Below are 21034 nucleotides of genomic sequence, written 5' to 3' on the forward strand. Positions count from 1 at the left end.
AGAATCATAGTAGTCGGCGCGGTACTCCCGCGCCACACGTCGCCATTGAGCGCCACCGACCATGACGGACCCCGATTTCGAGTCCCGCGAACGCTACCGAGAGCGGGTGTACGAAGCCTTCGCCGACAGACGCCAGCCCTTCGAGGACGCCGTCGAGGCGGCGCTGTCGGCTGGTCGGGAACGCTTAGATGTCGAATTGGGATTCCTCACACAGATCGTCGACGACATCCAGCGAATCGAGCAGACGGTCGGCGACCACGACCGCATCCGCCCAGGCGAGCGGTGCCCACTCGGCGTGGCCTACTGCCGCCGGACGATCGAACTGGAAGGGAACCTGAGCGTGCAGGACGCACAGGCGTCTTCGTCCATCGCCGAGGCGGCATACCAGACGTTCGAACTCGGGTCGTACATCGGGAGTCGGGTCGTCGTGAACGGCGACATCTACGGCACGGTCTGCTTCGCCGACAGCGAGGAGCGCGACGCACCCTTCCCCGAGGCCGAAGAACTGTTCGTGGAACTCCTCGCCCGACTCGTCGGCCGCGGCATCGAACGCCGCGAGTACGAACGCGAACGCGCCGAACGGACAGCCGATCTTCGGGCGGAGAAGCGCCGCTTCGAGAGGATCGCGACGAACAGCTTCGACGTCCTCTTTCGAGTCGATACGGGCGGCCGGTTCGCCTACGTCTCCGAAGCAGTCGAACGGATACTCGGTTACGAACCCGACCAACTCGTCGGCGAATCGTTCACCCAGCACATGACACCACCGGCCACCGCCGACGCCCTCGACGCGTTCGACCGCCTGCTGGACGGCACTGCCGTCGAACAACTCGAACTGACCTTCCGCCACCGCGACGGGTCCGAGGTCGTCGTCGAAGTCAACGCGACGCCAGTGGTCGACGGGGAGGAAGTCACGGCCGTCCAGGGCGTCGGCCGAGACGTCACCGAACGCAAGGAACGGGAGGCGAAACTCCGCGTGCGAACGCGAGCGATGGACAAAGCGGGGGTACCAATCACACTCGCAGACGCGACCGACGCGGACGAGCCGCTGATCTACGCGAACGAGGCTTTCGAGAGCGTCACCGGCTACAGCGAGTCGGAGATACTCGGCCGGAACTGTCGGTTCCTCCAAGGCCCGAAGACCGATCCCGAAGCGGTGGCGACACTCCGGGATGGAATCGAGGCCGAGCGTCCCGTCACGACAGAGCTGCTCAACTACCGACGGGACGGCACACCGTTCTGGAACCGCGTCACCGTCACGCCCATCGAAGACGAGACTGGGACGGTCACGCACCTCCTCGGATTCCAGCAGGAGGTGACCGAGCGAAAACGCAGCGAACAGCTCGTCAGTCTTCTGAACCGAGTGCTCCGGCACAACCTCCGCAACGAGCTGACGGTCATCCAGGGGTACGCCGAGTTCGTCGGGGACCCTCCATCCGATATCAACGTCGGGGAGCGAATCCGACAACCGGTGGACCGACTGGTGGGGTTGAGCGAGCGAGCACACGAACTGGAGACCTACGCCGCACGGGACGCCCGGCCAACTCGTATCGACACCACTGCGCTCCTCGAATCAGTCGCCGCCGACCACCGCGAGCGGGTCCCAGAGGCGACGGTCCTGGTCGAGCCCGGGACCGCCCGCGACATCTGTGCCGGGACAGAACTGGAACGGGCCGTCGACGAACTGGTGGCGAACGCGCTGGTCCACGACCCGGCCCCGGACACCACCGTCCGCCTTACCGCCCGCACGGTCGACGAGTGGGTCGAAATCGCCGTCTCCGACGATGGTCCCGGTATTCCGTCGATGGAAGCCGCAGTCGTCCAAGCCGGCGAGGAGACGCCGCTGCAACACGGCACGGGACTCGGCCTGTGGCTCGTCAACTGGATCGTGACGCGCTACGGCGGGTCGTTCCAGATCGGGGGCGAGGACGGCACCGTCGCCACCCTCCGCCTGCCCGCTATCGGCGACGACCAGTCGGTCGCGGACGCCGCGCGCCGCCCGACCGTTCTCTTCCGGTGAGGAACCGGCTGTGTGCCTGGCGCTTCGTCTCGTCGGGGTAGAGGGCGGCTGAAAGAGCGGCGAATACCGCTGCAGTGGCGCTCTGGTCGAGGTCGAGAGCCGCCTTAGTCTAACGGGTCGCGGAGCGCCCACACGTCGGTTTCGGGGTCCAAGTTCGACGGCTCGGCTCCCCGCGAGGTCAAAATCCCGGCGTGGTACAGCATCGCCTTGAGCTGGAACACGGTCGGCGAGTGATACACCGCTCCGTCTGTGAGCACGTCTCGACGGAGTTCGCCGTCGACATCGAGGAGGCGGCTCCGAACCGCCTCGTCACCGCGGACGAACAGCTCGACGGTAAAGGACGGATGGAGTTCGTGGAGGTACTCGACGACCTGCGGGAGCGTCGGCTCGGCAAATCCGTCTTTGTGCAGCCGCTGAATCTCTTCGACAAGCAGTTGCGTCGCCGGATACGCGTAGACCACCCGGCGCGTCAGCATCCCCCACTTCGGCGCGAGGTCGGTGAACCGCTTCCGGGACCGCTTCCACTCGTCGAACACCCGTAAGGCGGCGTCGACGGACCCGTACTCTCTGAGAGCGAATCTGACGACCTCCCGCCCGAGCGGTGTCAGCTGCACGCGGTCGGGTCGCTCATCGACGAGATCCAGAAACGCGGCCCCAGTCCGCGCACCGTCGACGGCGCCGACGACCCGCTTGGAGAGGACGCACTCCGTCTCGTCGGGGTGGTACACCGCAAGCGGGTACGCGAGGTAGTTCTTCGGGTGATTGAGGCTGAACGACTTGTTCGCGACACCCTGGGCGCTCGCCTGAAACCGAATCGCGTTGGTCTCGGTCGTCGTCCGGTTGCCGACGAGACGCGGGACCTCGAACGGGTCGACCCCACCGCTGGCGTCGACGCCGAGGACGCCGACGTTGAGTTCCCGAGCCAGCGTCCGAGCGGACTGGGAGATAGCGCCGGCAGGTGCCGCGACGTACGCGGCGTTCGCTTCGTCGAGCCGGTCGTAGGCCTGGACGATGCCGCGCTCGACGTCGACGCCGCCACCGCCGGTGTACCCCTTCGCTTCGACGGCGACGAGCGGCGGCTCGTCCCCCAGTCAGTCGACGGCGAGGAGGTCGTCGTCCAGTACCCGGACCCCGACGAGGTCAGGATATCCCGACCCGACGCGGACGTGGTTGAACGGAGCGAGCGTCTCCGTGACAGCGGGATCGATAGACTCGTCGGCGAGCCACCGCTCGGCGGAGAACTGCGTGTCAGCGACGACGTACCCGTCGTCGGCGTCCGCTGGGAAGAGGCGTCGCTTCGTGTGCGCGAGAACTCGCGGCTCAGTTAGCGAACCCGCCGCGCTTGCCATGTCGCACACGTTCAGATAGCGGGACCATGAAGATTCGGCTTCGAGCGTGCCGGCGTTTCTCTGGCAGTCACATCGTACCGGTCGAGTTCGGCTCTCGGACTACACTGTGAGGGAGTCGCCGACTGCCGGTGCCGACGCGTCGTATCCCCGCTCGTCGAGTTCCTCGGCGAACGCCTCACAGCGGTCGCCGTGATTCACCAGGACGCGGGCTTCTCGGTACTCGTCTAGCAGTTCGAATAGTCCGTCGCGGTCGGCGTGCGCAGAGAAGTCGTACCACTCGACCCCGGCGCTCACCGGCATCATCCGGCCGTCTATCTCGGCACTGCCGGTGTCTAACAGGTCTCGACCGGGCGTCCCCTCGACCTGATACCCGGTGAGCGCGATCTTATTCGTCGGGTTCGACCGAATCGCGGGGATGTACGTCATGGCCGGGCCGCCGGAGAGCATCCCGCTCGTCGTGACGATGACCGTGTTCTGCTCCGCGATGCGTCTACGCTGTCCGTCCCGACCGGTAACGAAACGAGCGCCGGACTTCGCCCGTCGGAGCGCCTCCTCGTCACGGACGAACTTGGGGTGACGGCGGAGCATCTTCGTCACCGATTTGCCCATTCCATCGACGTAACAGTCGATGTCGTTCGCTTCACAGACCAGCAGCAGCTCCTGGGTCCGGCCGATAGCGAACGCGGGGACGACGACGGTGCCGCCCTCCCAGACGGTCGTCCGGACGCTCTCGGCGAACTGTTCCTCTATGCGCTGCCGCTCCTCGTGGTGAACGTCGGAGTACGTGCTCTCACAGATGACGACGTCGGCGTCGGGGCGGGCCGTCGAGGCGGCCACCAGCCGCTGGTCCTCGGTGTGGAAATCGGCCGTGTAGAACAGTTTGGTCTCGCCGTCGTCGACGAGGACGTGGGCGCTTCCGGGGATGTGGCCCGCGTTGTAGAACGTCACCTCGTGACCGGCCGCTTCGAACCGCTCTCGATAGCCGTGGGTCTCGGACACCTGCGTAACTCGCCGTACCTCCTCTTCCGTGAACGGGCAGTCGTAGGTGCCACCGCGGGACCGGTGGTTCCGCGAGCCTCGTCTCGTTCCGCTCGACGAGACGCCGTGTAGCTTGAGCGTGTCACGAGCAAGCGTCAGCGCGAGTTCGCGCGTCGGCGGCGTCCAGTGAATCGGCGGGCGACGGTCGCCGGACAGCAGGGACGGAACCGACCCGACGTGGTCGAGGTGGCCGTGACTGACCACGACCGCGTCCGGGTCGGGCGTGTCTACCGGAAACTGCGGCGGGTTCCCGGTCAGCGTCCCGAAATCGAGGAGGAGGCGGTCGTTCACGAGGATGGCGCTCCGGCCGACCTCGCGAGCGCCGCCGAGAAAGCGAACGTCCATGTGGCTCTCGATAACGCTGCGCTCCGTTTGTGTTCGTCGCTTTCCGTCCGACAGTCGTTCCACCCCGCAGCCCCGCCTTCCCCACCAAGAGTCGGACCCGACGAGACAGCCACCTATCAGCGGCCGCGGCTCACCTCACTCCTCGTCGCTGTCGTGGGCCTTCAGCCACTCGTCGAGCAAATCGCGGATCGCGGCGTCACGGTTGTCCCGGTGCTCTTTGAACGCCTTCTCGTCGAGCGCTTCCAGCGCTGCCTCGTCCAGTTCGATTTCGACCTCGTCGAGGTCGAGGAACGACTCGTTCATCGGGTACGAAGCAGGGGACGCCCGGATAAATACTCTCGTCAGACGGCCGTCAGGCGCTCGTGTGACGCAGATAGTCGACAGCCGGTCGGTGTCGGCTCAGTCCGCAGTTTCGGCGGTGGTTCCGATGTTCTCGCGCAGTTCCGACTCGATGGCCTCCAGCGACCGCCCCTTCGTCTCGGGGACGTATCGGTAGGAGAACAGCAGCGCGGCGAGGCTGAAGACGCCGAACAGCCAGAACGTCGAGGGCTTGCCGACGTTCGCGGTCAGCATCGGGAACGTCAGCGAGACGAGCAGGTTCGCGCCCCAGTTGGCGACGGTGACGAGACCCATCGCACCGCCCCGGACGGCGAGCGGGTAGATTTCGGAGATGAGGAGCCAGAACACCGGGCCCAGACCGATGGCGAAGAACGCGACGAACAGCATCAGACTGCCCGTGGCGAGGATGCCCTGCATGTCGCCGAACCCGGGGAGGTAAAACACCGCGCCGAGGGCAATCAGGGTCACGATCATCCCGCCGATACCGGTCAGCAGGAGGCGGCGGCGGCCGACGCGGTCGATGAGCGCGATGGCGACGACGGTGGCGGCGACGTTTATCGCGCCGATACCGACCGTCGCGAGGATGGAAGTCACGTCGCCGAAGCCGGTCGATTCGAGAACGGTCGGCGCGTAGTACATCACCGCGTTGATGCCCGTGATCTGCTGGAAGACGGCCAGCCCGAGACCGACGACCAGCGCCGGGCGGAGCCACGGTTTCAGTAGTTCTCGAATGCCGGTGCCGGACTGCTTCTCGACCGTCTCCTGGATTTCGGCCAGTTCCTCGTCGATGTCACCCTGTCGGGTCCGCTGGAGGACGGCCGCGGCCTCGTCTTCACGCCCGTGTTCGAAGAGCCAGCGGGGGCTCTCGGGCATCTTCAGCATCCCGATGGCGAGGACGACGGCGGGAATCATCCCGGTTCCGAGCATCCAGCGCCACGCGCCCGCGTCGGCGAACGCGAAGTTGACGAAGTACGAGACGAGGATGCCGACGGTGACCATCAGTTGGTTCAACGAGGTGAGCGACCCGCGGATGCGCGGGGGCGCGATCTCGGAGATGTACAGCGGCCCGACGATCGAGGCGAAGCCGATGGCGACGCCGTCTATCAGTCGCCCGGCGACGAGCACCGGGACGGTGGGAGCGACAGCCATCGTCAGCGAGCCGACGAAGAAGACGGCTGCGCCGAGTAAGATGAGTCGTTTCCGTCCCAGCGTGTCGGCCAGTTTGCCGCCGAGGGCCGCCCCCGCCGCTGCGCCGGCCATCGCACCGCTCATCACGATGCCCTCGACCAGTGGCGACATGGCGAACGTCTCGTTGATGTAGAGGAACGCACCCGAGATGATCCCCGTGTCGAATCCGAACAGCAGACCGTTCAGCGCGGCCAGCGCGGACGAGAGGTAGATGAACCGGTCCCCATCGCCGCGCAAGACGTTCCGGATGTCGGCTGTAGACATGGTGTGCGATCTCTACATTGTTCGATATGGCTTATGAATCGTTCGGATTTATCAATAATGGATAATATTCCAGAACCGCCTACGTCTCTCGTTATCGTTCATAATCTATATTCTCTATAATATATTTTACCTTATCGAATTTCACGGGTAGCTTACACACCGATTCGTCGGAGCAGGCGATGGGACCGAGTCGTTCGCAGTTTCGAAACCGACACGTCGATACCGTGTGACTGTCCGCTATGGAGCGAGCACGTCTCGACTTCGATCGCTACTTCGAGGTAGTCATGGAGACGGACGAGGCACAGGTCGCGGAGATGACGGTCGACCCCGAAGAGCGTGTCGGCGGCCCCGACAACTACCACGCCGACAGCGACCAGTGGCTGTTTGTCGTCTCGGGAACAGGCGTGGTAACTGTTGACAGCGAAAAACAGCGCGTCGAGACGGGCGACTTGCTCCGCATCGAGGCGGGCGAGCGCCACGGCATCGAGAACGACGGCGACACACCTCTACAGACACTCAACGTCTATACGCCGCCGCGCTAGTCGGTCGGATCGACTGTGAACGCGACTGCCGTCACTGGACGCCGGCTTTCGCGTCCATCGGGTCCTGGATGTCGCCGACCACTTCTTCCAGCAGGTCGGTGACAGTTATCATCCCGACGACCTCGCCGCCCTCGACGACGAAGGCCAACTCCTGGTTCTCGGCCTGAAACCGGTCGATAGCGTCACTAACCGACGTATCAGCGGTTATCGTCATCGGCGGTGCGGCGACTTCTTCGAGGTCGATCTCGGAGAGGGGCGTCCCGCCGACGGAGTCCTCGTCTTGCTTTCTGAACAGTTCGGGCACATAGACGATGCCGAGGAACTCGTCGAAGTCCCCGTCGATGAGCGGATACCGCGTGTGCGGCGTCTCGGCGACCCGATGAGCGTTCGTCTCGTTGTCGTCGGTAATCGACAGCGACACGATGTCAGCTGCTGGGACCATCACGTCGCGCACTTCGCGGTTACCCACCTGAAACGCGGCCAGCACTTCCTCTCGTCGCTCCTCGGGGATGTCGCCCTCGTCGAGGACCGAGCCGAGTTTGTTTCGGAGGTCCGCTCGCGACTCGATGACGTCCTCCTCGGTTTCGAGCCACGCGCCGGTCATCTCGATACCGAACAGTTTCAGCGTCCACTTCGCGACCGCGTCGCCGAGCGTGATGAGCGGCGAGATGAGCCAGTTGAACCAGTACAGCGGTGCCGCGCCGTACCGGCAGACGAACCGCGCTCGCTCGACGCCGAGATACGTCGGTGTCTGCTCGCCGTGGGTCAGGTGGACGAGGTTGATGATGAAGAAGGCAATGGCGGCCCCGAGGCCGATACCGGCCAGTCGCGACCCGGCGAACACCGGTTCGAATATCGCCGCGAGCGCGGGTTCGGCGACGATACCGACCGCGATAGAGGACGCAGTGATACCGACCTGACAGGTGGTGAGATAGATCTCTAGGTTGTTCGTCATCTCCCAGGCACGCTCCAGTGCCGGGTTGCCGTCGCCGACGAACTCGTCTTCGGTGAACTGCCGGGCCCGGGTCAACGCGAATTCGATAGCGACGAAGAAGCCGTTGGTGAGGATGAGCGCCACCCCTGCCAACAGTCTGGCGACGATTAGAGGAGTTTCCATCGTCCCCGCGTTCGCCCTCGCGGGCCGAAAAAGGTGTGGTTGCGCGCTCAGAGCGCCGCGAAATCGTACGTGATGCCGGTCAGCTCCTCGGAGAGTTCCCAGAGTCGGTCGGCGTCATCCTCGTCTCGGGAGGCGTCGCTCGACTGCTGGAACTCCGGCGCGCCGCGCATGTCCATGAGGCCGCCGGGGCCGACGTACTCCCCGCCGATGACGGTGTCTGCCGTCGCCGCGTACAGCATCGGCAACGCGCCCTGTTCGGCGGACTGAGCGAGGACGGCGTTGGCCACCTGCATCCCCAGCATTCGGAGCGACGACCCGCTCTCTCTGGGACCGCGGAACTGGAGTTCGGTGTCGGCGTAGCCCGGATGACAGGTGACGCTGAGCAGGTCGTCGATGCCGTGCTCGTCCAGTCGCCGTTCCAATTCGTACGCAAAGAGGAGGTTCGCCAGTTTGCTCTGGCCGTAGGCGTCCCACTTGTCGTAGTCGCGCTCCGATTGCAGGTCGTCGAAGTCCATCTCACCCTGTTCGTGGAGCCCCGAAGACTGCGTGACGACGCGGGACTCGCCCTCGCTTTCCCGGAGTTCGGGCAGGAGGTGGCCGGTGAGTGCGAAGTGACCCAGATGGTTCACGCCCAGTTGCATCTCGAAACCAGCGGTCGTCTCCTTGCGCGGAATCGCCATCACGCCGGCGTTGTTACAGAGGACGTCGACGCCGTCGTAGGCGTCGTCCACGCCATCGGCGAACGCTGCGATGTTCTCCAAGTCCGCGAGGTCGCACTCCCGAACGTCCAGTTCTGCCTCGTCGACCGACTTCCGGATCTCCGCGGCGGCTTCTCGACCCCGTTCGAGGCTCCGACACGCCATCACGACGCTCGCGCCCTTCTGGGCGAACGTCTCGGCTCCCTCGAAGCCGAGGCCGCTGTTGGCCCCGGTGACGACGACAGTCTCTCCCTCTAGCGACGGCATCTCGGCGGCAGTCCAACCGGACATGGGAGGCGGTTCGAGTCGAACACACAGAAACCCGTCGGCCCGCTCAGCAGGACATTTATCCGTCGGAACCCAACGAGCAGCCGATGAGCGACGTCTCGGTCACGGTGTACACACGCGAGGACTGCCATCTCTGCGAGGAGGCTATCGACACTATCGAACGAGTCGCCGACGAGGAGAGCGTCTCCCTCTCGCTCTCCTTGGTCAACGTCGATACCGACCCCGAACTCCGCGAGGAGTACGGCGAGCGAGTCCCGTACGTCCTGCTCGATGGGTCACCCGCGTTCAAGTATCGCGTGGACGAGCGGCGATTGCGCCGGAAGTTGACCGAGTGACGGCCGCTGTTTTCCTCGCTAATCGCCTCGCTCGCGTTTCCCTCGTTCGACCGCTTCCCGAAGTGCCGCCGTCGCCGCGTTCGGGTCCTCGGCCCGCGTGACGGCGGTTATGACCGCGACGCCGTCGGCCCCCGTGGCGACCACCTCGGCGGCGTTCTCGGCCGTGATGCCGCCGATACCGACGATGGGGATGTCCACGGCCGCGGCGATATCCGCCACTCGCTGGGGTCCGACACCGTGTTCCTCGTCGGGAATGTTGGTTTTCGACCCGGTTTGGAACACCGTCCCGACACCAAGGTAGTCGGCCCCGGCCGCTTCGGCGGCTTCGGCATCCGAGACGAACGACACCGAGCGACCGATGATGGCGTCCTCACCCAGTAATTCACGGGCGACCGACACCGGGAGGTCGTCGTCGCCGAGATGGACACCGTCGGCGTCGAGCGCCTGCGCGAGGTCCACCCGGTCGTTGACGACGAAGGTGACGCCGGCCTCGCGGGTCAGTTCGCGGAGCTCCCTGCCAATCTCGTAGCGTTTGCGGACCGGCAGGTCCTTCTCGCGTAACTGCACGACGCCGACGCCGCCCTCGATGGCTCGCTCGACGACTTCGCGGGTGGACCGCCCGTCCGATAGCGACTCGCCGGTCACGAGGTACACGTCCCAATCGACCATGCTCGGAGTCCGATGGGGGACGGCCTGATTCTTGCGTTCCGGAGCGCCGATAAGCCCGGCTTAGGCCGCCGGGCTCGCTCCATAACTAATGGCCGAGCCGCTGTGACAGTCCCTATCCGAGCGACGGAGACGACCGCTTTCAGCCATGACCCAGACTTTCCCGACACGCATCCGAACGGTGACGCTCGCCCTCGTCGTCTGTCTCGCTGCGGTGACGACAACGACGGTCGTCGGCACCGCCGCGGCACAGACCGCCGCCGACGAGGCGGCGTTCGAACCGAACGATACCTTCGAGAACGCGACGCAACTCGACCCCGGAGACTACACTGGGCTGAATGTCACCGAGGGCGACCTCGATGTCTACGCTGTCGAACTGAGCGAGGGCGAGTCGCTCTCGGCCGAAATCGACTTCTCGCACGACCGCGGCGACCTCGACCTCTTCTTGCTCGGGCCGAACCGGTCGACGCTACAGGTGAGCGTCTCCGAGACCGACGGCGAGAACGTCTCTTCAGTCGCCTCGGAGGCGGGCACCTACTATCTGGTCGTCGCCGGCTTCCAGGGCGCGAGCGGTCCCTACGACCTGCGCGTGACGACGACCGGGACCGGGCCGTCGCCGGCGAGTGGCGAACTCGAACCGAACGACGACTTCGAGACGGCGACGGCCGTGGAGGCGGGGAACTACACCGGCTTGAACGTCACCGAGAACGACCTCGACGTCTACGCCGTCGAACTGACCGCCGGTGACGCACTCTCGGCGCAAATCGACTTCTCGCACGCCCGGGGCGACCTCGAACTCCTGCTGATAGGACCGGAACGGACCGTCCTACAGACGAGTACCTCGTCTACGGACGGCGAGAGCATCTCGCATCTGGCGGGGACGAACGGCACGTACTATCTAGTGGTCTACGGTTATCTGGGTGGGACCGGCCCCTACAACCTCTCTGTCAGCGTCTCGGGTGGCGAAGACGGTGTGCCGCCCGCGGAACCGTCACCGACCGGGACGCCCGGTGACGAGACTGCATCGCCTCCCGACCCCGAGACCGACCGTCTCGGCTGGGAGAACGGCTACTGGGCGAACGAGTCCCTCGACGTGGAGACCGGCGACGGCCTCTCGGCAGCGGAGCGACGGGCGCTGGTCGCTCGCTCGATGGCCCGCGTCGAGGCCATCCGCGAACGGGAGTTCGAACGGCCCGTCGAGTTCGACGTGGTCTCTCGGGCGGCCTACGCCGCCAACCAGTCACAAGATTCCTTCCAGCGTCTCGTCGGCACGCGGTACTACAATCAAGTGTACGAAGCGACGTTCATCGTCGACGAGGAGACCGACGCCTACGACGTGGTTACGGGCGGGCAGAGCGCCGCCGTCGGCGGGTTCTACGCCGTCGGCAGCGACCGGTTCGTCCTCGTCGTCGAGGACCCCGACGACCCGACTGTCGACGAGGGCATCCTCGTCCACGAACTCACCCACGCCCTGCAGGACCAGACCGGCCTGCTCGATTCGGCCTTCCGGTCGCCGACGCTGAGCAGCGACGCCCGCACCGGCCTCCTCGGCCTCGTCGAGGGCGACGCGAACTACGTGATGGCCCGCTACGACGCACGCTGTGCGAACGGGACGTGGCAGTGTCTCCCGTCCGACGCGTCCGCGTCTGTCGGCGGCGAGGGGAGTGACAGCGACGGTGACAGTGCCGATAGCGTCAACCTCGGCGTCTACCTCACCGGCTATCAACCGTACTCCGACGGGCCGGCGCTGGTAGCTGCCCTCCGTGAGCGCGGCGGGTGGGACGCCGTCGACGCCGCCTACGACTCGCCGCCCGTCTCGACCGAGCAGACGATTCATCCCGAACGGTACCCCGACGAACGGCCGAGACCGCTCGACCGACGCGCGCCCACCGACGGAGAGTGGCGGCGCTTCACCAGCGACACGCTCGGCGAAGCGTGGCTCTACTCGATGTTCTGGTATCAGGACCGCGAGTACGACATCCCCGTCGTCGACAGCGGACAGGTGCTCTCGCCCGACGCCGGGGCGTACGACACGTACAACTACACGAGCGCTCCCTCCGAGGGGTGGGCCAACGACCGCATCTCGCTGTACCGGAACGGCGACGCGTCGGGCTACGTCTGGGTGACGACGTGGGACAGCGAGGACGACGCCCGCCAGTTTGCGGACGCCTATCGACGGGTCCTCGAAGGGCACGGCGGCGAGTCCGCCGGTGACCAGACGTGGCGTATCCCCGAGGACGAGCCCTACGGCGACGCCTTCCGGGTCGTCCGCGACGACCGGACCGTGACCGTCGTCAACGGCCCCGACCTCGACGCGCTCTCGGCCATCGCGCCGGACGTCGGCGACGACACGGGCGAGGACGGCGACGAAGACGAGTCGGTGGCGGTTCCCTAAGTGGCCCAAAGCTGGCTTCGACACTACCGTTGACCCCCCGCTCGGCGGGCGCGTCGGGCGAAAATATTACTGGTAGCCGCCCTTTCCCTCGTTCGTGCGAAACTATCGTATCACGACGGTGTGGGGCATTCCCATCCGTGTCAACATCTCGCTGCTGGTGTTTCTGCCGGTGCTCGCGTGGCTCATCGGGAGCGGCGCACAGATAGAGTTCTACGCCGGCATCGTGGGGAGCCTCGTCGGGACAGAACTAGACCTCGCCCGGTTGCAGGCCGGGACGACACCGTGGCTGGTCGGAACGCTCGCGGCAGTGGGGCTGTTCGCCAGCGTCACGCTGCACGAACTCGGCCACGCGTGGGCGGCGATGCGCTACGACCTCGAAGTAGAGTCCATCACGCTGTGGATTCTGGGCGGGCTGGCGAGCTTCAAGGAGATGCCCAGAGAGTGGAACCGGGAGTTCTGGATCGCCGTCGCCGGCCCGATAACCAGCATTCTGGTCGGAATCGTCTGCTACGCCGGGCTGTTCGCGCTCCCGACCAGCGCGACGGTCTCGCTGTTCGTCGTCGGCTGGCTGAGCGTGACGAATCTCGTCCTCGCGGGATTCAACATGCTGCCCGCGTTTCCGATGGACGGCGGGCGCGTCCTGCGGGCGCTCTTGGCCCGGAACCGGCCGTACGCATCGGCAACGCGCATCGCCGCTCGCATCGGTACGTTCTTCGCCGTCCTCTTTGCCGTCTTCGGCGTCCTCTCTTTCAGCCCTATTCTGCTATTGCTGGCGCTGTTCATCTACGCCGCCGCCACAGGCGAGTCCCGAACGGTCGCGCTGGCTGACCTCTTGGAGGGACTCACGGTCGGCGACGTCGCCCGGCCGTCGGCGCTGACCATCGACGCGACCGAAAGTGTCGAGGACCTCGTCGACCGGATGTTCGCCGACCGCTCGACGGAGTTCACGGTCACGCAGGGCGGCGAGGTTGTCGGCGTCGTCACCGTCGCGGACTTCCGGGAACTCTCGCAGGCCGAACGTGCGGCCGATACCGTCGGCGACCTGATGGAGACCGACCTCCCCCGGCTCGACGCCGATACGTCGGCGTTCGACGCGCTGGTCGAACTCGACACCGCTCGGGCCAGCGCCGCTCTCGTCGAGGGACCGGACGGCGTCCACGTCGTCACGCGAGAGGACTTCTCCTCGGCGATGGAGATGCGGCGGCTGGTCGGGTCTGGCGACCCGTTCTAAATCCCTACTCGGCGTCCGCGGCCGACCGTCGGTCGGCGAGTGCTCGCACAGACGCGGAATCGACGAAGCGCGGTACTCGCTCCGCATACCGTTCGTAGGCCTCGCCGTACTGCTCGCGCAGCCACGGTTCCTCCGCGAACGGGAGCGTCACCCACGACAGGAGGTAGACGGTACACAGCGCGAACCCCAGCGGCGTCGCCGCGAAGACGGCGAACCCGACCGTCGCGACGATGTAACAGACGTACTGCGGATTGCGAGAGTAGCGATACCAGCCGCCGGTCTGTAACTCGCCTTCGAGACCCATCGTCTCCTCGCTCCCGAGGTCCTGCCCGGCGAGTAGTGCGCCGGCGAACGGGACGGCAAAGCAGACGGCACCGCCGACGAGCACCGGCGTCGGGAAGCCGAGACTGTTCCAGACGAAATACGTAACGACGAGTAAGGAGACGTTGAACGTCTGTTCGAGCGTCCAGTGGATGTAGTACCGCCACCCACGTTCGCCCGGCGGCCAGTAGTCTACCCACCCGAGCGCGCTCGACGCGATTCCGACCAGATTCGCGGATTCGGCGACGAACCCCACCGTGAACGCGATGAGCGGTAGCGACCAGTCCATATCTTCGCTTACCGATGCGAGGGCGTGGGAGTTGCCCCGGCGCTACTAGGTGATTTAAATATCTCTCGGGGACAACCGCTCGTCGTGAAGTACCTCGACGTCTACCTCCGCCAGCCGCGGTGGATGCTCCATCCGATGCAGGCGTTCATCCGCGACGAGGACGTCGTCGAGTACGAGGAGCTACAGGCGTGGGCCGGCATCGGCGGCGACCAGCCGGTCGAGTACGTTCTGTTCTACGTCGAAGCCGAGCGGGAGCCGTACGCGGCGGCGCTCGACGCCGTCGAGTCGATTCGCTGGTACGACCTGACATCGGTCGCCGACGGCGCGTTCTACGCCTACATCTGTCAGGAGACGCGGTCGGAGGACCGGTCGTGGCGAGAGTCGTTCGCCGACCTGAGCGTCGTTCCCGTCCCACCTGTCGTCTACGACAGCGACGCTGCCTTCCACATGACGCTCGTGGGGACCGGCGAGGACCTACAGACGATGCTTTCGGCTCTGCCCGAAGACATCGACGTGACCGTCGAAGCCATCGGCGAGTACGACCGGCGGCACGCCCCAGTGGTCGGCGGCCTGACCGACCGCCAACTCGAAGCCGTCGAGGTCGCGGCGGAACTGGGATTCTACGCGGTGCCCCGCGAGGCCGGCGTCGCGTCGGTCGCCGACGAACTCGGCTGCGCGGCGAGCACAGCGTCTGACCTCCTGCAGAAAGCCGAGTCGCAGGTCATGCGTCGTCTCGCCCGTCGGTACGGCCGACAGACGAGCGAGTGATACGGATTGTTGTAGCTGTTTCCCGGCAATCGTCACACCGGGCCCGAGGATACCGGTACGAGACTACAACAATCCGTATGAGTCACCGTCGCTGTCGGAACCAGTCGACGCTCCCGACGACGACGCCGACGAGTGCCACCAGCGAGAGCGCGAGGTGGGTCTCGACGAACCAGAACGGCGTCTGCGGGGCGACCGCTCTGAGACCGATTAGTGCGAGTGAGAGGCCGGGCACGTCGTTATCGACAGTGCGGACGCCGTCACCGGACGCCTCGTAGGGAGTCGCGCCGGCGCGCTCGCCCTCGGGAAGTCGCTCGGCCTCGTACGGAATCGGAGAGTTACTCGGCGTCCCCGTGCTCCAGACGACGGTGCCGTTTTTCGTCACCTCGAAGACACGCTTGTTCAGTGTGTCAGTCACCAGCGTGTTGCCGTTGTCGAGTCGGTCGGCGTCCCGCGGCCAGTGCAGGTCCATGCCGCCGGCGCTTTCGAGCGACCAGACGGGTACCCAGCGGCCGTCTCGCTTGTGGAGTTCGACCACGCGGTCGTTCCCGGAGTCGGCGACCAGTATCGCGCCGGGGCCGAGCCACTGGGGGTTGTGCTGGTGGTCCATCACGCTCGGGTCGCCACAGCGGACCTTGCCATCGTCGTCGAAGTCCAGTAGCTGTTTGCCGCCGCCGCTGCAGGCCTCGTCGTCGGTGCCGCGGTCCTCGTTGACGACTTCGACGACACCCTCGCCGCGCTCGACGATGAGCAGCTGGTTGGAGTTACGCACCGAGACGAGATAGCGCGTGTCGCTGATGGCGTCCACGTCGTTGATGTGGAGCCAGTCGTGCTTGGTCGCGTCCGGCGGCGGGTCGTAGAACTGGGAGGCGTTCCACTGCCACGTTACCTTGCCGTCCTCGACGATGAAGATGCGCTCGTGTTCCATATCGGAGAGGAGGAACACGCCCGGCTCCAGTCGCTCGACGTCGTGAGTCTCGCTGTTCTTGCCCGTTCGAACCGGGAATGCGTACTCGCTGAGGACCGTCGGCCCGCCGGCGGCGTGGGGGTCGATGATGCGGAACCCTGTCTTGGTACACGGCGCATCGTAGGGCGCACAGCCGGTCTCGTAGCCCGAGTGCATGAACCCCGCCATGACCGTCCCGTTGGGGAGCCGCGTCACGTCGAAGTAGCTGTCGGCGCTTCCCTCCTGCCAGGCGATCGAGCCGTTTCGGACGAGGTAGACACTGCCTTTGCCGTGCCAGCCGGGACCGCCGCCGTGAGAGCCAACGAGCGTCCCGGTGACGTTCGAACTACCGTTGGCGCTGGCGTTTGCGGTGTCGTAGCTCTCGCCGCCGACACCCCGGTCGGGGGCCGTCACCGCACCGACGACGAGCATGCTGGAGAACAACAGGAGGCTGACCGCAACGAGGGCGACACCGCGCGAGGCACGTTCCATCGTCGTCATCTGGGCTGAGGGCGGAAAAAAGCCTTCCGGGGTAGCGCGGGACCGAAGGTCCCGCGTCTTGGCGAGCGGGCTTCGCCCGCGAGCCAAAACTGAGAGAACCGGGATTTTCTGGCGGTCTCAGCCACCCTCCAGTCCCGAGTTCGTCACACGGAATCACTACTAATCGCGCGGCGGTAGCTACAAATCCTCTGCCGCCACACGTCCCGACGATGCAGTCGGGACTCGTCGAGTTGTTCGTGTCGCTGGTGGGGACCGACCCGCTGGTGATGGGGTTGGTCGGTGGCATCGTCATCGCGGGAATGAACCTCTTTGGGGCCTCGCTCGTATTGGTGTGGCGAGACCCCTCCGAGCGGGCCCTCGATATCGCACTCGGGTTCGCCGCGGGCGTGATGCTGGCGGCGGCATTCACGAGTCTCATCCTCCCCGGGATCGAGGAGTACTCCGGCGGCAACCCGATACCGACGCTACTAGGCGTCGCGCTCGGTGCGCTCTTTCTCGACCAGGCCGACCGCTTCACGCCCCACGCCCACTACCTGTTGACTGGCCGCAAGCGCTCGGACGCCGCCGGCCCCACCGAGTCCCTGCCCGGTTCGGACGAACGGCTGACCGGCGTCGTCCTGTTCATTCTCGCCATCACGCTCCACAACATGCCAGAGGGACTCGCAGTTGGCGTCGGGTTCGGCGCGGCGGCGACCGACCCGTCGCAACTCGGCGGCGCGCTCTCGCTGATGCTCGCCATCGGCATCCAGAACATCCCCGAGGGGCTCGCCGTCTCGGTGGCCGCCATCAACGCCGGCCTCGATAAGCGCTTTTACGCCGTCGTCGCGGGCGTCCGAGCGGGCGTCGTCGAGATTCCGCTCGCGGTTCTCGGTGCCATCGCCGTCACCGTCGTCGAACCGCTCCTCCCCTACGCGATGGGCTTCGCCGCGGGCGCGATGCTCTTTGTCATCTCTGACGAGATAATCCCCGAAACCCACCGCAGCGGCCACGAGCGCGTGGCGACGCTGGGGCTGATGGCTGGCGCAATCGTCATGCTGTACCTCGATATCTCGCTTGCGGCCTAACGGTCGTACGGCCAGTTGGGGTCCCGGTCAAACTCGTCGGCAGCGACGGAGCCGTCTGCCTCCTCGGGCGCGCAGGCCCCGTGCTCGCGGAAGTTCTCGCGCGCGGTCGCAAGCGAGACGTGATTCGTGTCGCTGACGTAGTCGGTGTCGCCGAACTGATGCGGGTCGTCCATCCAGTGACAGACGGGACACATCTCGTAGGAGCCCGGTTCCCCCTGCGGAAGTGTGCGATAGCCACAGCACGGGCAGTAGCCCAGTTCCCGCGCCGCGGGGTTCCCGGGTACGTCGGTGGACATGGGCAGTGGTATGCGTTGTCGTGACAAATAGGTGGCGGGTCGTTCACGACGCCGTGAAACCGCCGGATGACGCCCCTACTCCGACTGTGCGGCCTCGACTTTGTCGGCGTACTCTTCGAGTTCGGCGGCGAGTTCGCGGGCCTGTGCCGCCGAGAGCGTCACCGAATCGGCGTGGGGCTTCACCGAGTCGAGTTGCGTGTTGTCCATCTCCAACTGCAGGGAGACGTGGTCAGGGTTCTCCCGCGGCGCGGTGACGTTCAACACCGCGAGCGCCTCCTCATCGAACCCCTGGCCCTCTACCGTCCCGTCGAGCAGGTCGAACGTCGTGTACGCGTTGACCTTCATGATGCGGTCTGCCATGCCCGCTCGTAGCGTCGCTGTGAACTTAACCTCGGTCACTCGACTCGACAGCAGACGTAGACCACCGTTCGTGTAGTGCGACAGCGGTACCGCTCCAGCAGTGTAGAAAGCCCCCGGCCGGTCGCGGTCGCTGCTCGACATATCCTCGCTCGTGCCTCACTCGGATAGTGGCCGAGCAGGCGACTTCTCTCCGACGCGACCGGCCGGCCCCTTTCATTCCACCCGGACGGTTGCGTCACCGGCAGAAACAGGCGGCCGTCGCACCGCCGACGAGCGCCGCTCTACTCGTCCTCGCCGTTCTCGCTCGTGAATCCGACCGCTTCGGCGTCGGCGGCGGCGCGGTCGATGGCCACATCGAGGTCGAACGCCCGCACCACTTCGCCGTCTCGAATGAGCGGTTCCATGAGCGACTCCGCGTTTTCGGGAGCCTCGCGGTCGGCGAGGCCGATGTGGTGGCCGCCGTCGGCGGTGCGGTACACCGCCTTCTTACCGGTCAACTTCCCGCGCTTGGCCGCGAGTTCGCCCTCGACTTCGACGATGTCCAGCGCGAAGTCCAGCGGGTCGGCGTTGGAGACGTAGCCGCCGACGCCGAAGCCGTCGGCCACGTCCCGCAGGTCGCGTAGCTGCTCGGGGCCCAATCCGCCGGAGGCGAAGACGTCCACGTCCTCGTGACCGTAGGCGTCCAGTGACCAGCGGACTTCGCGGAGGATGTGCCGGAAGTCGCCGCGGCGAGAGCCGGTCGTGTCGATGCGGACGCCGTCTAACTCCTCGATTGTCTCGGCGGCCCGCACCGCCTCGTCGACCTCGTCGCTGTAGGTGTCGGTCAGCGCGATGCGGGGCGTCTCCGCGGGGACGCCCTCGTCGAAGGCCCGCCACGCGTCTTCCTGATTGCCACGGCCGAAGCAGATGACCAGCGCGTGGGGCATCGTCCCGCCGGCTTTCCGCCCGGTCGCGTCCTCGGCGGCGACGTTCGAGAAGCCATCGAGCCCGCCCAGCAGGGCCGAGCGCTCTATCATCGCGCCCAGCGACGGGTGGACGTGTCGGGACCCGAACGAGAGCACCGTCGAGTCGGGCGCGGCGGAGCGGGTTTCGAGGGCGCGCGTCGCCACGCCGGTCGGGTGCGAGAGAAAGCCCAACAGCGCAGTCTCTAGCCGACAGAACTCCTTGTAGGGGCCCTCGATTCGCATTACGGGGCCGCCGTCGAACAGTCGTCCCTCGGGAATCGCGTCGACGTCTATCGCTCGCCCTTCCAGCAGCGCCGCGGCGTCTTTCAGGCCGGCCAGCAGGTGCCACTCACCGGTGCCGAACTGGCTGGCGGTCACTTCGGCGACCACGTTCGGATTCTTTCCCGCGTGCTCTAGGGCCTCCATCGTCCGGTCGAAGTAGGCGTCGGTCGCCCGTCCCTCGCGGATGGTCTCAGGCGAGATAACGTCGAACTCCTCGGTCATACCCGGCCTTCGGACGGCGGTTCAAAAAGGACGCGGGTCCGAACGGCGGTCGCGACGACGAGTCGCTGTCTCCGTTCGCCGTGCCGTGACTAACGTTCAGCGACGACCGACTGGTTGGATTCGTCCGCGGTCGCCTGTATGAGCGCCTCGCTTATCTCGCTCTTACGGTGACTGACCTGCAGGTGGACGTACACGTCGTTGGCCGCCGCCAGTTCGTGACCACAGAGCGGGCAGTCGTGTGTCTTTTCGGCCCGGGCCGTTGCCGTAGGGGGAGCCATCGATTGCATCTATGCGGATAGTGTAACCGCATCTATAAGAATGTGTGTAATAGGGATACTGTCTGGTAAGTCGACATCTATACTGCTATCGAGACAGCAGCGTGTCGAGACGCTTTATTCCGGCCGTTATGTCACGAACGCTATGCTCGGTCCTCGCCGGTCGATCGCCCTCCTCCTCGCCGTCGCATTGCTCCTTCTCGGTGGCTGGTTCGCCGGCCAACAGTACGTGGTGGCGACGACGTACGAACGGACGACGGGAACGGTCCAGTCGGCCGAGATGAAGACGACACAGCACGTTGGTCGCATCCACCTCGGCGGCAACCGATACTACGAACCGAACGTGACCTACTCGTATCGGGTCGAGGGACAGAACTACACCGGTCGGAACGTCGCACTCGGTGGCGAAATCGACACGAACGCGCGCAGTCGGGCCACGGAGGTGTTGGACCGGTACAGCGCGGGCGAACGGGTCACAGTGTACTACGACCCGGATTCGCCCGAGAGCGCGCATCTCAGCCGTCGGTTCGCCTTCTTCCCCGGCGGCGTTCTGTTCGCGGTCGGACTGCTGTTGCTCGGCGATGTGCTCACGCCGCGGACGCGGGTCATCGGGGTCGTTCTCTCGCGGATTCCGCTCGGTCCAGAGGGGAAACAGAGCGACAGCACCGAGCGGCGACACGCTGTCCCCGACGACCCGACGGCGATACTCGACGACCGCGATTCGGCTTCGTTGGCGTCGGCATCGGAATCGACCGACTCGGCCCCGCTAACCGGGCGGGCAGCACAGGCGGCGTGGCTCGCGGTCGGACTTGGAATCTTCGTCACTGTCGTCGGCTTCGTCATCGTCTCCCGACCGCCGTACGACGAGACGGCCATCTTCACCGGCGTCGGCGCGGTGCTGGCGTTCGGCCGCGGGGCGTACCAATCGTTGCTGGAGTGAGCGACCTGCGGCTCACC

The 21034-nt window shown here is 65.9% G+C and carries 20 protein-coding genes and 1 pseudogene; 8 read left to right on the forward strand and 13 right to left on the reverse strand.

Translation table 11 applies throughout. The features are described 5' to 3' along the window. Positions 1 to 61: 61 nt before the first annotated feature. The gene (locus tag E4S61_RS20350) at positions 62 to 2017 is read left to right on the forward strand and encodes a PAS domain S-box protein (RefSeq protein ID WP_135305764.1); all 1956 of its coding nucleotides are present in this window, start codon (positions 62 to 64) and stop codon (positions 2015 to 2017) included. A 104-nt stretch (positions 2018 to 2121) separates the two neighbouring features. Here E4S61_RS20350 and E4S61_RS26620 read toward each other — a convergent pair. From E4S61_RS26620 to E4S61_RS20370, 4 genes and pseudogenes are all read right to left on the reverse strand, one after another. Beyond that, positions 2122 to 3366, reverse strand: a pseudogene (locus E4S61_RS26620) (hypothetical protein). Between the two features lie 99 nt (positions 3367 to 3465). Next, entirely contained in the window at positions 3466 to 4749 is a 1284-nt protein-coding gene (locus tag E4S61_RS20360) for an MBL fold metallo-hydrolase (protein ID WP_135305765.1), read from the reverse strand. Between the two features lie 135 nt (positions 4750 to 4884). Further along, positions 4885 to 5052 carry a ribbon-helix-helix protein, CopG family gene (locus E4S61_RS20365; protein WP_135305766.1) on the reverse strand — a complete coding sequence of 56 codons (168 nt, stop codon included), beginning with the start codon at positions 5050 to 5052 and terminating at the stop codon, positions 4885 to 4887. A gap of 96 nt (positions 5053 to 5148) precedes the next feature. After that, on the reverse strand, positions 5149 to 6540 hold the full coding sequence (locus tag E4S61_RS20370) for a sugar porter family MFS transporter (protein ID WP_135305767.1): 1392 nt from the start codon (positions 6538 to 6540) through the stop codon (positions 5149 to 5151). A gap of 239 nt (positions 6541 to 6779) precedes the next feature. Between E4S61_RS20370 and E4S61_RS20375 the strand changes: the two genes are divergently transcribed. Then, positions 6780 to 7082: a cupin domain-containing protein gene (locus E4S61_RS20375; RefSeq protein ID WP_135305768.1), complete on the forward strand. Its 303-nt coding sequence runs from the start codon at positions 6780 to 6782 to the stop codon at positions 7080 to 7082. Between the two features lie 31 nt (positions 7083 to 7113). Here E4S61_RS20375 and E4S61_RS20380 read toward each other — a convergent pair whose 3' ends face one another. Both E4S61_RS20380 and E4S61_RS20385 read right to left on the reverse strand, forming a co-directional pair. After that, positions 7114 to 8199, reverse strand: a complete 1086-nt coding sequence (locus E4S61_RS20380; protein WP_135305769.1) for a hemolysin family protein — start codon at positions 8197 to 8199, stop codon at positions 7114 to 7116. Positions 8200 to 8246: 47 nt separating this feature from the next. Next, positions 8247 to 9188, reverse strand: a complete 942-nt coding sequence (locus tag E4S61_RS20385; RefSeq protein WP_135305770.1) for an oxidoreductase — start codon at positions 9186 to 9188, stop codon at positions 8247 to 8249. A gap of 83 nt (positions 9189 to 9271) precedes the next feature. On the opposite strand from E4S61_RS20385, the gene E4S61_RS20390 reads away from it, so the two are divergent. Further along, complete coding sequence (locus tag E4S61_RS20390; RefSeq protein ID WP_135305771.1) at positions 9272 to 9520, forward strand: glutaredoxin family protein; 249 nt, start codon at positions 9272 to 9274, stop codon at positions 9518 to 9520. Between the two features lie 18 nt (positions 9521 to 9538). Here the strand turns inward: E4S61_RS20390 and thiE are convergent, their stop codons facing one another. Next, positions 9539 to 10189, reverse strand: coding sequence for a thiamine phosphate synthase (thiE, locus tag E4S61_RS20395; protein WP_135305772.1), 651 nt, complete (start codon positions 10187 to 10189; stop codon positions 9539 to 9541). Positions 10190 to 10334: 145 nt separating this feature from the next. On the opposite strand from thiE, the gene E4S61_RS20400 reads away from it, so the two are divergent. Together E4S61_RS20400 and E4S61_RS20405 are read left to right on the forward strand one after the other, a co-directional pair. Further along, on the forward strand, positions 10335 to 12581 hold the full coding sequence (locus E4S61_RS20400; protein ID WP_135305773.1) for an Hvo_1808 family surface protein: 2247 nt from the start codon (positions 10335 to 10337) through the stop codon (positions 12579 to 12581). A gap of 94 nt (positions 12582 to 12675) precedes the next feature. Then, on the forward strand, positions 12676 to 13812 hold the full coding sequence (locus tag E4S61_RS20405; RefSeq protein WP_135305774.1) for a site-2 protease family protein: 1137 nt from the start codon (positions 12676 to 12678) through the stop codon (positions 13810 to 13812). Between the two features lie 4 nt (positions 13813 to 13816). Here the strand turns inward: E4S61_RS20405 and E4S61_RS20410 are convergent, their stop codons facing one another. Continuing rightward, entirely contained in the window at positions 13817 to 14422 is a 606-nt protein-coding gene (locus E4S61_RS20410; RefSeq protein ID WP_135305775.1) for a methyltransferase family protein, read from the reverse strand. An 84-nt stretch (positions 14423 to 14506) separates the two neighbouring features. On the opposite strand from E4S61_RS20410, the gene E4S61_RS20415 reads away from it, so the two are divergent. Beyond that, a complete protein-coding gene (locus E4S61_RS20415) occupies positions 14507 to 15190 on the forward strand; it encodes a helix-turn-helix domain-containing protein (RefSeq protein WP_135305776.1) in 684 nt (227 codons plus the stop codon). Positions 15191 to 15272: 82 nt separating this feature from the next. Here E4S61_RS20415 and E4S61_RS20420 read toward each other — a convergent pair whose 3' ends face one another. After that, complete coding sequence (locus tag E4S61_RS20420; RefSeq protein ID WP_135305777.1) at positions 15273 to 16625, reverse strand: aryl-sulfate sulfotransferase; 1353 nt, start codon at positions 16623 to 16625, stop codon at positions 15273 to 15275. A 218-nt stretch (positions 16626 to 16843) separates the two neighbouring features. Between E4S61_RS20420 and E4S61_RS20425 the strand changes: the two genes are divergently transcribed. Continuing rightward, positions 16844 to 17698: a ZIP family metal transporter gene (locus E4S61_RS20425; protein WP_135305778.1), complete on the forward strand. Its 855-nt coding sequence runs from the start codon at positions 16844 to 16846 to the stop codon at positions 17696 to 17698. On the opposite strand, the gene E4S61_RS20430 is transcribed toward E4S61_RS20425, so the two are convergent. The 4 genes from E4S61_RS20430 to E4S61_RS20445 all read right to left on the reverse strand — a co-directional run bounded on the left by E4S61_RS20430 (position 17695) and on the right by E4S61_RS20445 (position 20089). Further along, on the reverse strand, positions 17695 to 17994 hold the full coding sequence (locus E4S61_RS20430) for a CPCC family cysteine-rich protein (RefSeq protein ID WP_135305779.1): 300 nt from the start codon (positions 17992 to 17994) through the stop codon (positions 17695 to 17697). The genes E4S61_RS20425 and E4S61_RS20430 overlap by 4 nt on opposite strands. A gap of 75 nt (positions 17995 to 18069) precedes the next feature. Beyond that, on the reverse strand, positions 18070 to 18354 hold the full coding sequence (locus E4S61_RS20435; protein ID WP_135305780.1) for a DUF6360 family protein: 285 nt from the start codon (positions 18352 to 18354) through the stop codon (positions 18070 to 18072). Positions 18355 to 18635: 281 nt separating this feature from the next. Then, entirely contained in the window at positions 18636 to 19802 is a 1167-nt protein-coding gene (locus tag E4S61_RS20440; RefSeq protein ID WP_135305781.1) for a nicotinate phosphoribosyltransferase, read from the reverse strand. Positions 19803 to 19891: 89 nt separating this feature from the next. After that, positions 19892 to 20089 carry a hypothetical protein gene (locus E4S61_RS20445; RefSeq protein ID WP_135305782.1) on the reverse strand — a complete coding sequence of 66 codons (198 nt, stop codon included), beginning with the start codon at positions 20087 to 20089 and terminating at the stop codon, positions 19892 to 19894. Positions 20090 to 20222: 133 nt separating this feature from the next. Between E4S61_RS20445 and E4S61_RS20450 the strand changes: the two genes are divergently transcribed. Beyond that, positions 20223 to 21017: a DUF3592 domain-containing protein gene (locus tag E4S61_RS20450; RefSeq protein WP_135305783.1), complete on the forward strand. Its 795-nt coding sequence runs from the start codon at positions 20223 to 20225 to the stop codon at positions 21015 to 21017. Positions 21018 to 21034 lie beyond the last annotated feature (17 nt).

Origin of the sequence: Haloarcula amylovorans, assembly GCF_004681185.1 — an archaeon.
Taxonomy (GTDB): domain Archaea; phylum Halobacteriota; class Halobacteria; order Halobacteriales; family Haloarculaceae; genus Haloarcula; species Haloarcula amylovorans.

What these genes read in the sequence shown, in the direction of transcription:
- E4S61_RS20350 (WP_135305764.1), top strand. Translation starts at nt 62, where the DNA reads ATGACGGACCCCGATTTCGAGTCCCGCGAACGCTACCGAGAGCGGGTG.
- E4S61_RS20360 (WP_135305765.1), bottom strand. Translation starts at nt 4,749, where the DNA reads ATGGACGTTCGCTTTCTCGGCGGCGCTCGCGAGGTCGGCCGGAGCGCC.
- E4S61_RS20365 (WP_135305766.1), bottom strand. Translation starts at nt 5,052, where the DNA reads ATGAACGAGTCGTTCCTCGACCTCGACGAGGTCGAAATCGAACTGGAC.
- E4S61_RS20370 (WP_135305767.1), bottom strand. Translation starts at nt 6,540, where the DNA reads ATGTCTACAGCCGACATCCGGAACGTCTTGCGCGGCGATGGGGACCGG.
- E4S61_RS20375 (WP_135305768.1), top strand. Translation starts at nt 6,780, where the DNA reads ATGGAGCGAGCACGTCTCGACTTCGATCGCTACTTCGAGGTAGTCATG.
- E4S61_RS20380 (WP_135305769.1), bottom strand. Translation starts at nt 8,199, where the DNA reads ATGGAAACTCCTCTAATCGTCGCCAGACTGTTGGCAGGGGTGGCGCTC.
- E4S61_RS20385 (WP_135305770.1), bottom strand. Translation starts at nt 9,188, where the DNA reads ATGTCCGGTTGGACTGCCGCCGAGATGCCGTCGCTAGAGGGAGAGACT.
- E4S61_RS20390 (WP_135305771.1), top strand. Translation starts at nt 9,272, where the DNA reads ATGAGCGACGTCTCGGTCACGGTGTACACACGCGAGGACTGCCATCTC.
- thiE (WP_135305772.1), bottom strand. Translation starts at nt 10,189, where the DNA reads ATGGTCGATTGGGACGTGTACCTCGTGACCGGCGAGTCGCTATCGGAC.
- E4S61_RS20400 (WP_135305773.1), top strand. Translation starts at nt 10,335, where the DNA reads ATGACCCAGACTTTCCCGACACGCATCCGAACGGTGACGCTCGCCCTC.
- E4S61_RS20410 (WP_135305775.1), bottom strand. Translation starts at nt 14,422, where the DNA reads ATGGACTGGTCGCTACCGCTCATCGCGTTCACGGTGGGGTTCGTCGCC.
- E4S61_RS20420 (WP_135305777.1), bottom strand. Translation starts at nt 16,625, where the DNA reads ATGGAACGTGCCTCGCGCGGTGTCGCCCTCGTTGCGGTCAGCCTCCTG.
- E4S61_RS20425 (WP_135305778.1), top strand. Translation starts at nt 16,844, where the DNA reads ATGCAGTCGGGACTCGTCGAGTTGTTCGTGTCGCTGGTGGGGACCGAC.
- E4S61_RS20430 (WP_135305779.1), bottom strand. Translation starts at nt 17,994, where the DNA reads ATGTCCACCGACGTACCCGGGAACCCCGCGGCGCGGGAACTGGGCTAC.
- E4S61_RS20435 (WP_135305780.1), bottom strand. Translation starts at nt 18,354, where the DNA reads ATGGCAGACCGCATCATGAAGGTCAACGCGTACACGACGTTCGACCTG.
- E4S61_RS20440 (WP_135305781.1), bottom strand. Translation starts at nt 19,802, where the DNA reads ATGACCGAGGAGTTCGACGTTATCTCGCCTGAGACCATCCGCGAGGGA.
- E4S61_RS20445 (WP_135305782.1), bottom strand. Translation starts at nt 20,089, where the DNA reads ATGCAATCGATGGCTCCCCCTACGGCAACGGCCCGGGCCGAAAAGACA.
- E4S61_RS20450 (WP_135305783.1), top strand. Translation starts at nt 20,223, where the DNA reads ATGCTCGGTCCTCGCCGGTCGATCGCCCTCCTCCTCGCCGTCGCATTG.